The sequence below is a fragment of the Pseudomonas sp. MF6394 genome (genome assembly GCF_002018845.1).
Classification (GTDB): domain Bacteria; phylum Pseudomonadota; class Gammaproteobacteria; order Pseudomonadales; family Pseudomonadaceae; genus Aquipseudomonas; species Aquipseudomonas lactis.
The window spans coordinates 23195-35792 of record NZ_MVOJ01000048.1 but is presented as its reverse complement, the minus strand read 5'-3'; the positions used below and the strand labels follow the sequence as shown (position 1 = coordinate 35792).

The 12598-nt window shown below is 61.2% G+C and carries 8 protein-coding genes and 2 pseudogenes; 3 read left to right on the top strand and 7 right to left on the bottom strand.

The features are described 5' to 3' along the window. Positions 1-557: 557 nt before the first annotated feature. The 4 genes and pseudogenes from MF6394_RS30910 to MF6394_RS30900 all read right to left on the bottom strand — a co-directional run bounded on the left by MF6394_RS30910 (position 558) and on the right by MF6394_RS30900 (position 2939). Positions 558-1133, bottom strand: coding sequence for a flavin reductase family protein (locus MF6394_RS30910; protein WP_078468184.1), 576 nt, complete (start codon positions 1131-1133; stop codon positions 558-560). 60 nt (positions 1134-1193) lie between these two features. Continuing rightward, positions 1194-1625: pseudogene (locus MF6394_RS35310) on the bottom strand (methyl-accepting chemotaxis protein); the annotation flags it as partial. Between the two features lie 108 nt (positions 1626-1733). After that, positions 1734-2420, bottom strand: a pseudogene (locus MF6394_RS35305) (PAS domain-containing protein); the annotation flags it as partial. A 186-nt stretch (positions 2421-2606) separates the two neighbouring features. Further along, complete coding sequence (locus tag MF6394_RS30900; protein ID WP_044271288.1) at positions 2607-2939, bottom strand: DUF2790 domain-containing protein; 333 nt, start codon at positions 2937-2939, stop codon at positions 2607-2609. Between the two features lie 225 nt (positions 2940-3164). On the opposite strand from MF6394_RS30900, the gene MF6394_RS30895 reads away from it, so the two are divergent. The 3 genes from MF6394_RS30895 (at position 3165) to MF6394_RS30885 (ending at position 6952) form a co-directional block, all read left to right on the top strand. Next, the gene (locus MF6394_RS30895; protein WP_047712526.1) at positions 3165-4484 is read left to right on the top strand and encodes an OprD family porin; all 1320 of its coding nucleotides are present in this window, start codon (positions 3165-3167) and stop codon (positions 4482-4484) included. A gap of 336 nt (positions 4485-4820) precedes the next feature. Further along, complete coding sequence (locus tag MF6394_RS30890) at positions 4821-5495, top strand: heavy metal response regulator transcription factor (protein ID WP_044271284.1); 675 nt, start codon at positions 4821-4823, stop codon at positions 5493-5495. After that, the gene (locus MF6394_RS30885) at positions 5492-6952 is read left to right on the top strand and encodes a heavy metal sensor histidine kinase (RefSeq protein ID WP_078468183.1); all 1461 of its coding nucleotides are present in this window, start codon (positions 5492-5494) and stop codon (positions 6950-6952) included. Before MF6394_RS30890 ends, MF6394_RS30885 begins: the two co-directional genes overlap by 4 nt. Before the next feature lie 59 nt (positions 6953-7011). On the opposite strand, the gene MF6394_RS30880 is transcribed toward MF6394_RS30885, so the two are convergent. From MF6394_RS30880 to MF6394_RS30870, 3 genes are read right to left on the bottom strand one after another with little or no spacing between them, the layout of a single operon-like run. Further along, positions 7012-10155, bottom strand: a complete 3144-nt coding sequence (locus MF6394_RS30880) for a CusA/CzcA family heavy metal efflux RND transporter (RefSeq protein ID WP_078468182.1) — start codon at positions 10153-10155, stop codon at positions 7012-7014. 18 nt (positions 10156-10173) lie between these two features. Then, positions 10174-11280 (bottom strand): efflux RND transporter periplasmic adaptor subunit, encoded by a 1107-nt coding sequence (locus MF6394_RS30875; protein WP_078468181.1) that lies wholly within the window; start codon positions 11278-11280, stop codon positions 10174-10176. A gap of 19 nt (positions 11281-11299) precedes the next feature. Continuing rightward, complete coding sequence (locus MF6394_RS30870; protein WP_078468180.1) at positions 11300-12526, bottom strand: TolC family protein; 1227 nt, start codon at positions 12524-12526, stop codon at positions 11300-11302. Positions 12527-12598 lie beyond the last annotated feature (72 nt).

The following is a 12598-nucleotide window of genomic DNA, read 5'->3' as shown; positions in this document are numbered from 1 at the left end:
GGTCAGGAGAGACACGCAACTGGAACCCTATCGGGACGGTGTATCTGAACCCTGAAAGGGAACTGACCGTGGTAATAAAAATCGCGTAGCGCGACGGTGGACGCGACAACTACCTTGAAAAACGCCGCCACGCTGGCCGGAATTCGACAGGGATTTGGGGGGTAAACCGGCAGGGATGCCGGTTTAGCCGCCCCGCGCCATGGATGGCGCGTGGCGGCGGCCCCCCAAATCACTGGCGGATTACGGGCACACCGAGCCTAAGCGAGGTGCCGAGTGGTGGGGCATGAGCGTTTTGCTTACTTTTGCGCTTTTCAAAAGTGAGCCGCTGTCAGAGCGGAACCCTAGGTGGCCGTTACCGCAGCAATGGATATGTACACAATCCAACTGTGTTGACTGCTAGGCCGCCTTCGCGAGCAAGCCCGCTCCCACAGTTTGAGCGCGGGGCGTCAGATAGATAGGGGCCGGCTGTGAGGCCGTCATCGCAGGCAAGCCAGCTCCCACATTTGATCTTCGTTGCTTTGAACATGCGTTCGCTTAACTCGGACATGCCGCCTCTGTCAGAGCTGACGCCCGACAATCGGTTCGCCAATGGCCAGGAAATTCCCCCCCGCCACATGGTGCAACGTGCGCAGTTCATCATGCCCTTCAAAATGCCAGTGGCCCTCGCTGAAGACCCGCTCATCAGCATAAGCTGCGACCACTTCGCCCAGGAACAGGTCATAGGCCTGCTGATTATGCGGCTCGGGCAGCAGGCGGCACTCCAACCAGGCCACACAGCCTTCCAGCATCGGCGCCTCGGTGTGCTCACCGCTGAAACTGCGCAGGCCGTAGGCCGCGAATTTATCGGTTTCAACGCCGCGGGTATTGCCCACCGTCTGCACCAGATCAGCCTGCGCAACACAAGGCACCTGCAACACAAAGGTACCAGCGCCTTCCAGTAGCTCGCGAGTCCAGGTGGCCTTGTCGAGCACCACCGCGACTTTCGGTGGTTCGAAATCCAGCGGCATGGCCCAGGCAGCGGCCATGATATTGCGCTGGCCGTTGTGGGCTGCGCTCACCAACACGGTCGGCCCGTGGTTGAGCAAACGGTAAGCCTTGAACAGTGGGACGGGGCGACGGAACGTAGGGCTCATGGTCGATCAGCTCTGCAAGCGAGAAAAGACCTAAGATACCTCAAGCATAAGCCCCACAGGTCAGCTCGACAGCTGATTGGCAAACTGCCCGACCGCACTCACCACTTTTTGCGCACCGTCTTGAATCTCGACGATCACGGTACCCGCCTCGGCCGCCAGGGCCAGGCCCTGCTCGGCTTGCGCACGCCCGTCGGCCATCAAGGCCACCGCGTCGCGGGCCATGTCCTGGTTCTGGCGCACCACACCGACAATTTCCTCGGTGGCTTTGCTGGTGCGTGACGCCAGTTGCCGCACTTCGTCGGCCACTACCGCAAAGCCACGCCCCTGTTCACCGGCACGCGCCGCTTCGATGGCGGCGTTGAGCGCCAGCAGGTTGGTTTGCTCGGCAATGCCACTGATGGTCTTGACGATACTGCCGATCACTTGGGACTGGGCATTCAACGCCTCGATGCCTTCACCGGCCTGTTGCATGTGCTGGGCCAGGTCGCGCATCACGTCCACGGCCTGGGTGACCACGGTGGTGCCGCGCTGAGCGCTGTCGTCGGTTTGCAAAGAGGTGCTGTAGGCGATATTGGCGGCCTCAGCCACCGCCTGCTCGCGGTTGACCTGCTCGGTAATGACCGTGGCGAACTTGACCACTTTGTACAGCCGCTCATTGGCATCCACCACCGGGTTGTAGGTGGCCTCCAACCACACCAGGCGGCCGTGGCTGTCCACACGTTTGAAACGCGCGGCGACGAACTCACCAGCGTTCAGGCGCTTCCAGAACTGTTGGTATTCGGCACTGTTGTATTCCTGCGGTTCACAGAACATACGGTGATGCTTGCCTTCGATCTGCGCCAGGCTGTAACCCATGGCGCCGAGGAAGCGGTCATTGGCGGTGAGCACATGCCCTTCCAGGTCGAACTCGATCAACGCGGTGGAACGCATCAACGCAGTGATGAGGTTTTCATGTTCACGCGAACTCTCGATGGTGCGGGTAAGGTCGCTGGAGAACATCGAAAACTGCTTGATGCGCCCCTCCGAACTGCGCACCGGCTGCACGATTGAGCGCAACCAGGCTTCCTTGCCATTGCCACGCATCAGGCGCACGGCGCCGGCAAAGTGTTCGCCGCGGGCCAGCGCCTGCTTGAAGCGCAGCTGGAACGGGTCCTGGCGCACATGGGCTGGCACCAGGTCTTCGATCGCGCGCCCGACAATCTCACCGAGTGAATAAGCCAGTTCCTGCAGGAAGTTGGCATTGGCCCACTCCACGCGGCCTTCAGGGTCCAGTGTCAGGCAGAGCATTTCGCTTTCCAGGCTCTCTTTCACCTGGAGCAAGCTCGACAATTCTTCGCGCAGAGCGGTCAGCTCTTGCTTCAGGCGGGTGTTGAACATGGGGCACCGTTAGGCAAGTGAGGTGGGTGTTCTAACCTGCATCGGCGCTGCCGGGGTTTTCTGAAGAGCGCTTGAGCCCTGGGCCCAACTATATTTTCAACCGCCATTGTTACGGCATACGCCCATGACCTGATACTCCAGGGTATTGAGCTTGCCGCTGGAGTCCTCATAGGTCATGCGCGACGGCACGGCGTTGCACGAACGGATCGGCGGCGTCACGTTGACGACCTTGGCAATGTCCAGGTCCATGCCATAGCGGTAGGCCTGGACCTCGGGCACCGGCTTGCCTTTTTTGATGGCGTAAGCGGCCATGGCTTTCTCATTGCGCTCCATCATCAGGGCAAAGGTGCGATCCCCGCCCCCTTCGGCCAGTGCGCCAAATGACAAGACTGCGGTTAATACACCCAAGCCTAATTTATAAAAGTTCATCACAGGTTCCTCGACTGGAAAGTTCAGTGTCGAGAGTAACCAGTGAACCCTGACGCCAGGTTCACCAGAACATTACTTATTTGTTAGATGGCCTTTAGTTTCCAAAATTGTAATGTGCAAGCCATGCAGCTGTTATCCGCCATTTGCAACTATCAACCAGGGCCAGATCAATAAAAACGCCCGCCTCTATAAGAGCCGATAACTGCCATCACCGAGGAGCGCATCATGAGCATTCGTCATTACACCCTTCCCTTTTCACTGATGGCTGCACTGCCCATGGCCGCCATGGCGGTGGAGGACAAGCCCGAGGGTTTTATCGAGGGCAGCCGCATCAACGTGCTGGCGCGCAATTTCTACTTCAACCGCGATGACCGCAAGGGCCAGTCCAGCCCTACTGGCAATGGCTATTCCGAAGCCTGGGCCCAGGGCTTTATTGGCAAATTCGAATCCGGTTTTACCCAGGGCACCGTGGGTTTTGGTCTGGACGCGTTCGCCATGTACGGCCTTACCCTTGACTCGGGCAGCGGCCGCAGCGGCGGCAAAGGCTCGTTCGGCGTGCTGCCGGTGAACAGCGACAACCAGCCGGAAAACAGCTACAGCAAAGTCGGCGGCGCTGCGAAACTGCGCGTGCTGGACACGGTGATCAAGGCCGGCGACGTGTTCCCACTCACCCCGGTCGTGGCCTACGGCGACTCTCGCTTGCTGCCCGAGAGCTTTCGCGGCGTCACCCTGCAAAACACCAGCCTGGAAGGCTTGAGCCTGCAAGGCGGACGCTTGAGCGGCATGAGCCAGCCCAGTGAAAGCGGCATGAACAAAGGCTTTGCCACCTTCTATGCGGGCAAGGTCGACTCGCCCTGGATCGCCTACTTCGGCGGTGACTACCAGCTCAACAGCCACCTGGGCTTTAGCCTCTACAGCAGCCGCCTGAAGGACGCATGGGATCAGTACTATTTGGGCAGCAACGCCAATTACGCGCTGAGCGACGACGTGTCGGTGTTCGGCGACTTCAACTATTACAAGGCCGTGGACGAAGGTCAGAAACGGCTCGGTGAGTTCGACAACAACATCTGGAGCGCCAGGCTCGGGGTCAAGGTCGGTGCCCACAGCGTGGCCGTGTCGCACCAGCGTAACAACGGTGACGATGACTTCGACTACCTGCGCCAGTCAGACTCGATCTTCCTCAATAACTCGATCCAGTACAGCGATTTCAACGCCCCCAAAGAGCGCTCATGGATGGTGCGCTACGACCTGGACATGCAGGCGTTCGGCATTCCCGGCCTGTCGTTCATGACCCGCTACGGCAAAGGCACCGGCGCCGACTACAGCAACGCCAATGCCGTGTATATGCGCCGCGATGCAGCGGGCAACCCCTTGACCGATCAACGCCGCTGGGAACGGGATATCGAGGCCAAGTACGTGGTGCAAAGTGGGCGTTTGAAAGACTTGTCCTTGCGCTTGCGCCAAGCCACGGTACGCTCCAGTGCGTTTGAGTCAGACTTGGAAGAAGTTCGTTTTATTGCCGAATACCCATTGGCCGTGCTGTAGCCCTTACATTCGCTCGCGATTAACTAACATCTGTTCACAAATAGTCGGTTATCAAAATTGTAATATTGGCCTCAGCTTCTCGTTAAGTGGAACTTTCTATACTCGCTTCAACTTATTCACCGAGCACATTCATCTCTGAAGCTTTTGTGTAGCTCCTTTGGAAAGAGATGAATTTTTAACGCCCCGCTTGGGGCGTTTTTTTTGCCTGCGGCGCCATGCGGCCGATGGTCGCAGTTGACCCTGAAGCTACTTTAGCCTTCAGACTTTTCCTACTCCGATAACCGCCGCCATAGGGACATGGGCGCCTTCTCTCCCCTAATTCAAGAGGTAACCCCCATGCGTATTCTTGTGGTTGAAGACGAGCAGAAAACCGCCGACTACCTGCAACAGGGCCTGAACGAAAGTGGCTACGTGGTCGACTGCGCCGCCAATGGCATCGACGGCCTGCACCTGGCCGGGCAACACGCCTATGAACTGGTGATTCTGGACGTCAACCTGCCGGGCAAGGATGGCTGGCAAGTGCTGGAAGAATTGCGCCGCAATGGCACCCAGCGCGTGATGATGCTCACCGCCCGTGGCCGGCTGGCTGACAAGATCAAGGGCCTGGACATGGGCGCCGACGACTACCTGGTCAAGCCGTTCGAGTTTCCCGAACTGCTGGCACGGGTGCGCACCCTGATGCGCCGCAGCGAGCACATTCCACAGCCGGAAGTGTTCCGCGTCTCGGACCTGGAACTGGACCCGCGCCGCCACCGCGCTTATCGCGGCGCCCGGCGCATCGACCTGACCACCAAGGAGTTCGCCCTGCTGCAAGTACTGATGCGCCAGACCGGCGAAGTGCTGACCCGCACACAGATTATTTCCCTGGTGTGGGACATGAATTTCGACTGCGACACCAATGTGGTGGAAGTCTCCATCAGCCGCCTGCGCGCCAAGGTGGATGACCAGAGCGAGGTCAAGCTGATCCACACCATTCGTGGCGTGGGGTACGTGCTGGAAGCGCGCCCATGAAGACCGGCAGCCTGTCGATGCGCCTGGGCCTGACGGTCAGCCTGATGGGCGCGGGCCTGGTGCTGCTGCTGGCAACCCTGGCCTACCTGGCCCTCACCCATGAGCTGGAAAAGCTCGCGCGCAAGAACCTGGAAAGCAAGATGGAACAGATCCAGCACAGCCTGGCCCTAGGCCTGGACGCCCATGGTATTCGCGCCCGCCCACACTCACTGATGGACCTGGTGATGGGCCACGACAACTTCCACCTGACCATTGTCGGCACCGCACCCGATAACAGCGTGCTGCTCAACGTCGGCAGCAAGCCTCAGGAACCACTGCTCACCGACTTCAAGCCACGGGAAACCCTGGGCTACCTCAATTGGGTCGACAGCTACGGCAACCAGATACTCAGTGCCTCCAGCCTGATGCGCCTGGCCAGCGGCGAGCGGGTGCGGGTGCTGCTGTCCCTGGACCGCATGGACGACCAGGCGCTGCTCAGTGCCTACCTGCGCGCCACGCTGATTGCGCTGCCGCTGCTGTTGATACTGATTGGCATGGGCGCCTGGTGGCTGGTGCAACGCGGCCTGGCGCCGTTGAAGCAGTTCAGCCAGGTGGCGGCGAAAGTCACCACCCAAGACCTCACCCATCGCTTATCCGTAGACAACCTGCCCCACGAACTGGGTGAACTGGCCCACGGCATCAACGTGATGCTCGACCGCCTGGATGCCGGGGTGCAGCAACTCTCGCAATTCTCCGATGACCTGGCCCACGAGCTACGTGCGCCCTTGACCAATCTGATGGGCAAGGCCCAGTTGACCCTGTCGCGCCAGCGCCCGCCGCAGGAATACAAGGCGGTGCTGGAATCCAACACCGAAGAGCTCGAACGCCTGGCGCGGATTGTCAGCGACATGCTGTTTCTGGCGCAGGTCAGCCACCCGGCGGCGCGAGCCTCATTCACCGAGGTGTCCCTGGCGCAGGAAGCCCAGCGCGTGATGGAGTTGTTTGCCCTGAGTGCCGAAGACAAACACGTCACCCTGAGCCTGCGCGGTGATGCCTGGGTGACCGGCGACCGCCTGATGATTCAGCGGGCGATTTCCAATTTGCTCTCCAATGCCATTCGCCACACACCCGAGGCCTCTACCGTGTTGCTGTTGGTGGAGACCTACGAGCAGAGCGTATCGCTGTCGGTGGGCAACCCGGGGCGAGGCATTGAAGCGCACCACCTGCCGCACCTGTTCGAACGGTTCTACCGCGCCGACAGCAGCCGTACCCGTGCCGAGGGCGGTACCGGGTTGGGGTTGGCCATTGTGAAGTCGATCATGCATTTGCATCAGGGCCATGCTCATGTCACCAGCCAGCCTGGGCGTTTTACGCGGTTCAGCCTGGTGTTTCCCCAGACTCTTGAAGCACCGCTGTCCCCTTGTGAGAGCGGGCTTGCTCGCGAAGGCGGTGTATCAGTCAGTACAGGTATCGACTGACCCGGCGCATTCGCGAGCAAGCCCGCTCTCACATTGGGGTTGCGGCGTCTTCGAGGTTGTCAGGTGATCTCTTCATCGCGGCGATGAGCCCATTGGTACAACGCCGGCAGCACCAGCAACGTCAGCAAGGTCGAAGAAATAATCCCGCCAATCACCACCGTTGCCAACGGGCGCTGCACTTCGGCGCCGGTGCCGGTGGCGAGGGCCATGGGGATAAACCCGAGGGACGCCACCAGCGCGGTCATCAGCACCGGACGCAGGCGGGTCAACGCGCCTTCGTGGATCGCCACCGATAACGAGCGACCTTCCTCGCGCAGGTTTCGGATGAAGGCGATCATCACCAGGCCATTGAGCACCGCCACACCTGACAAGGCGATAAAGCCCACCCCCGCTGAAATCGACAACGGGATATCGCGCAGCCACAGCGCCATGATCCCGCCGGTGAGCGCGAAGGGGATGCCGGTAAACACCAGCAGGCCGTCCTTGAGGTTGTTGAACATCATGAACAGCAAGCCGAACACCAGCAGCAACGCCACCGGCACCACGATGCGCAAGCGCTCAGAAGCCTCTTTCAACTGTTCGAACTGGCCGCCCCAAGTGGTCCAGTAACCGGCGGGGACTTTCACCTGGGTGGCGATGGCGGCCTCGGCCTCTTCGACAAACGAGCCGATATCGCGCCCGCGCACGTTGGCGCTGACGATCACCAGGCGTTTGCCGTTCTCGCGGCTGATCTGGTTAGGGCCCAGCACCAGGTCAAGGCTGGCAACCTGGGACAAGGCGATAAAGCCCAACTGCCCCGAGGTACTACTCGCCAGCGCCGGCACCGGAATCAACAGGCGTGACAAGCCGTCGATATCGGTGCGCAACGTGTCGGACAAGCGCACCACCATGTCAAAACGCCGATCGCCCTCGTACAACGTACCCGCCTGGCGCCCACCGACAGCGACGGCGATGGTGTCCTGCACATCGCCCACATTCAGGCCAAAGCGAGCGGCTTTGTCGCGGTCGATATTGATGGTCAGCACCGGCAGGCCGGAGGTCTGTTCCACCTTCACTTCCGAGGCGCCGTTGAGTTTCTGCAAGGTCTCGGCGATTTCCCCGGCGGTGGTGTTGAGCACCGCCATGTCATCGCCAAACACCTTCACTGCCACGTCGCTGCGCACCCCGGAAATCAGCTCGTTGAAGCGCAACTGGATCGGCTGCGACAGCTCATACACGCTGCCCGGCACAATCGCGCTGGCCCGTTGGATGTCAGCGATGATTGCCTCGCGGGACTTTTTCGGGTCTGGCCACTGGTCCTTGGGTTTGAGCATCACGTAGCTGTCGGAGATATTCGGCGGCATCGGGTCGGATGCAATTTCCGCCGTACCGGTGCGCGCAAAAACGCGCTCGATTTCCGGCACTTGGGCCAGCAAGGTTTTTTCCAGTTGCTGCTGCATCTGAACCGATTGCGTCAGGCTGGTGCCGGGCACACGCAGCGCCTGTTGGGCAAAGTCGCCTTCGCTGAGGCTGGGGATAAATTCACTGCCCATGCGGCTGGCGACCAACCCCGACACGACGATGGTCAGTGCGGCCAGGCCGAACACCAGGGGCCGACGCACCATCACCCAGTTGAGCACCGGGTCATACACCCGACGCGCACTGCGCATGACGAAGTTTTCTTCTTCCTTGACCTTGCCGGTGACGAACAACGCAATCGCTGCCGGTACGAAGGTCACCGACAGAATCATCGCGCCGAGCAAGGCAATCACCACCGTGAAAGCCATGGGGTGGAACATCTTCCCGGCCACGCCCGTGAGAGCGAAGATCGGCAGGTACACCACCATGATGATCAACTGCCCGAAGATCAGCGCACGTCGCGCCTCCTTGGCCGCGGCGAACACTTCGTGCAGGCGCTCACTGCGGGTCAATAGCCGGCCATGCCGGTGTTGCGCGTGGGCCAGGCGGCGGATGGCGTTCTCGACGATCACCACCGCACCGTCAACGATAATGCCGAAGTCCAGCGCGCCCAGGCTCATCAGGTTGGCGCTGACTTTGTTGGTGAACATGCCGGTGAAGGTGAACAGCATCGCCAGCGGAATTACCATCGCCGTGATCAGCGCTGCACGGATATTACCCAAGAACAGGAACAACACCGCCACCACCAGCAATGCACCTTCGAAGAGGTTTTTCTTCACGGTGGCGATGGCTTTTTCCACCAGGTTGGTGCGGTCGTAAACGGTGACCGCCACCACACCTTCGGGCAGCGAGCGGTTGATCTCCTCCAGCTTTTTCGCCACCGCCTGGGACACGCTGCGGCTGTTCTCACCGATCAACATGAACACCGTGCCCAGCACCACTTCACGGCCATTTTCGGTGGCGGCGCCGGTACGCAGCTCACGACCAATGTCGACCTGGGCCACATTGCGCACGCGGATCGGCGTGCCGTCCGAGGTGGTGATGACAATGTTGGCGATGTCGTCGATAGACGCCACCTGGCCCGGCGCGCGGATCAACAACTGTTCGCCGCTGCGCTCGATGTAACCGGCGCCGACGTTGGCGTTGTTACGCTCCAGCGCCGTGACCAGATCGTTGAGGGTCAGGTTGTAAGCGGCCAGACGCTTGGGGTCTGGCGCAATCTGATATTCCTTGGCGAAGCCGCCAATGGTATTGATCTCGGCCACGCCCGGCACGTTGCGCAGCTGCGGTTTGATGATCCAGTCCTGGATCACCCGCAGGTCGGTGGGGGTGTACGGGGTGCCGTCCTCTTTGCGCGCGCCGTCCTCGGCTTCGACGGTCCACAGGAAAATTTCCCCGAGGCCGGTGGAAATCGGCCCCATCGCGGTTTCGATGCCGTCGGGCAATTGCTCACGGGCCACTTGCAAGCGTTCGTTGACCAGTTGGCGGGCAAAGAACAGGTCGGTGCCGTCCTTGAAAATCACCGTGACCTGGGACAAACCGGAACGCGACAGCGAACGCGTCTGCTGCAGGCCCGGCAGGCCGGCCATGGCCGTCTCGATGGGAAAGGTAATGCGCTGCTCGGTTTCCAGCGGCGAAAAACCGGCCGCCGCCGAGTTGATCTGCACCTGTACGTTGGTGATGTCAGGCACCGCGTCGATGGGCAGTTTCTGATAGCTGGCGATGCCGACACCGGCCATCAACAGCACCGCCAGCAACACGATGATGCGCTGCTCGATGGCGAATTGGATAAGGCGCTCAAACATGGGGAATCACTCGCAGGATCAATGGGCGTGTTCGGCCGAGCCTTTGCCCAGTTCGGACTTGAGGATGAAGCTGCCAGCCGTCGCCACCTGCGCGCCGGCCTCCAGGCCTTTGCGCACTTCGACGTAGCCGTTTTCACTGACGCCCAGTTCAAGATGGCGGGTGATAAAGCCGTCCGCGGTGCGCACAAACACCGAGGGTTTGTCCTCGACGGTCTGGATCGCGGTTTGCGGTACGGTGACCTTGGCCTGGTAGGTATCGGTGGCCACCTGCACGGACACGAACAAGCCCGGGCGCCAGACGTCGTCGGGGTTGGGCACCGTCACACGCACGGTGGCGGTGCGCGTTTGCTCACCGAGCAAGTTGCCCACATAGGCCACGGTGCCCAGCACTTCGGTGCCCATTTCCGTCGAGCTGACTTTCACCGGTTTGCCCACGCGCACCTTGTTCAAGTTCTTGGGAAACACGCCGAAGGTGACCCACACCTGGGACAGGTCCGAGAGGGTGAAGGCATTGCTGGTTTCACTGACCACCTCGCCCACCCCCAGGTGTTTTTCCACCACCACACCGGCGAAGGGCGCACGCAGTTCATAACGATTGCCGCCGGCCAATACCGCGCTACCGCTGAGCGCAGTCATCTTTTGTCGCGCATTGTTCAGGGCGATTTCGGCTTCTTGCAGGGTTTGGCGCGCCAGCAGGTAATCCTGTTCGGCAGAGATTTTGTCCTGCCACAACTGACGCTCGCGCTGGAAGGTGGTGCGCGCCAGTTCGACCCGGCGCTCGCTGGCGGCCAGTTCGCTGCGCTGGTCGGAAATCTGCTGGCTGGCGATCACCGCCAACAGTTCGCCCTTTCTCACCGACTGGCCCAGGTTGACCTTCACCGCCTCCACCACGCCCGCCGCACGGGGCACGATGTGGGAGGTGCGGTCTTCATCAAAACGCACCTCGCCCGGCAGCGTCAGCACGGTGCTGATGGCGCGCGGTTGCGCCTGGGCCAACTGGATGCCGGCGGCTTGAATCTGCTGCTCGGTGAGTTCGAGCTTGCCTTCTTCTTCCTCGGCGTGGGCCAAGCCCGACAGCATCAGGCCCAGGGCGACGGCGAGCGCCATGCCATGTTTTTTGTTCATCAGGAGACTCCAGGAAAAATCAAAATCGGGCGAGGTCGCCGTAAATGCGTTCGATGCGTACCCAGGCCTCGGTGGCCTGGGCGGTGGCCGCAAGGTATTGGGTACGGGCCGCGATCAAGGTGCGCTGGGCGTCGAGCACGTCGAGGAAGTTGAACTTGCCCATCTCGAAGCCACGGGTGGCGCTGTCTACCGCACTTTGTGCGGCGGGCAGGATCTGCTGGTTGAACGCACGCACTTCGGTGTTCGCGGTTTGCCACAGGTCCAGGGCCTGGCGGGTTTCGGTACGCAGGCGCAACTCGGCGGCGTTGCGCAAGTCGCGGGCCTGGTCGGCGCGTCGGTTGGCCGCGAGGATGTTGCCCTGGTTGCGGTTGAACAGCGGAATGGGCATCGACACGCCCACCAGGTTCACCCGTTCGCGTACGCTGGCGTCGTATTGGCTGCCGATGGACACGTCCAGGTCCGGAATGCGCTGGGCTTTTTCCAGGCCCACGCTGGCTTCGTTCTGCACAATGTTGAGTTCGGCCAGACGCAGTTCCGCAGTCTGTTCAAGACGAGCCAGCAATGGCGCCGCGGCGGGTAACGCCGGCACGGAAGTGCTTGGCGTAGCGACGGCCTGGAAGTCGGTGGCGGCGCTGCCGGTGCTGGTGGCCAGGCGACGGTAGGCGTCAGTGAGGCCGATCTGGGCGCGGTTCAATTCCAGGCGGATTTCCGACACCTGCACCTGGGCGCGAGTGGCTTCCACGGGTGACGACTTGCCAGCGGTGACGCGCCCGTTGGCGACCACCAGGCCGCGTTCGGCAAGGGTCATGGAGCGTTGCGCCAGGTCGAGGCGTTCCTGGGCACGCAAGGCACCGTAGTAGCTGTCGATGACCTCGGCGCGCAACAAGTTGCGACGCTGCTCCAGGGTCAGCGCGGCGGCATCCTGGGCGCGGGTGGCCACTTCGATACGCGCACCGCGCTTGCCGCCCAGTTCCAGGGTCTGGCTGAGCTTGATGCTGGTGGTGCGGCTGTTGCGGCGGGTGTCTTCGGCGTCCCAGGAGGCCACCGGGTTGGGGATCAGGCCGGCCTGTTGGCGACCGCCCTGGGCGATGTCGATTTCCCATTGTGCGGCCGCCAGGTCCGGGTTGTTGGCGAAGGCGGTTTGCAAGGCTGCATCGAGGGTGAGGGGTTGTGCCTGGGCGGCGTTTGCGGATATCCACAATGCCAATACCGCCGCCCCCAACAGTGTTCTAACAAAAATTGCCATAACGAGAGTTCCACGCCCATGAAGTCGCTGAGGTTTCCCAGCGGGGGCAATGTAGCTTTCGGTACTTATCAG

What these genes read in the sequence shown, in the direction of transcription:
- MF6394_RS30895 (WP_047712526.1), top strand. Translation starts at nt 3,165, where the DNA reads ATGAGCATTCGTCATTACACCCTTCCCTTTTCACTGATGGCTGCACTG.
- MF6394_RS30885 (WP_078468183.1), top strand. Translation starts at nt 5,492, where the DNA reads ATGAAGACCGGCAGCCTGTCGATGCGCCTGGGCCTGACGGTCAGCCTG.
- MF6394_RS30870 (WP_078468180.1), bottom strand. Translation starts at nt 12,526, where the DNA reads ATGGCAATTTTTGTTAGAACACTGTTGGGGGCGGCGGTATTGGCATTG.
- MF6394_RS30880 (WP_078468182.1), bottom strand. Translation starts at nt 10,155, where the DNA reads ATGTTTGAGCGCCTTATCCAATTCGCCATCGAGCAGCGCATCATCGTG.
- MF6394_RS30890 (WP_044271284.1), top strand. Translation starts at nt 4,821, where the DNA reads ATGCGTATTCTTGTGGTTGAAGACGAGCAGAAAACCGCCGACTACCTG.
- MF6394_RS30900 (WP_044271288.1), bottom strand. Translation starts at nt 2,939, where the DNA reads ATGAACTTTTATAAATTAGGCTTGGGTGTATTAACCGCAGTCTTGTCA.
- MF6394_RS30875 (WP_078468181.1), bottom strand. Translation starts at nt 11,280, where the DNA reads ATGAACAAAAAACATGGCATGGCGCTCGCCGTCGCCCTGGGCCTGATG.
- MF6394_RS30910 (WP_078468184.1), bottom strand. Translation starts at nt 1,133, where the DNA reads ATGAGCCCTACGTTCCGTCGCCCCGTCCCACTGTTCAAGGCTTACCGT.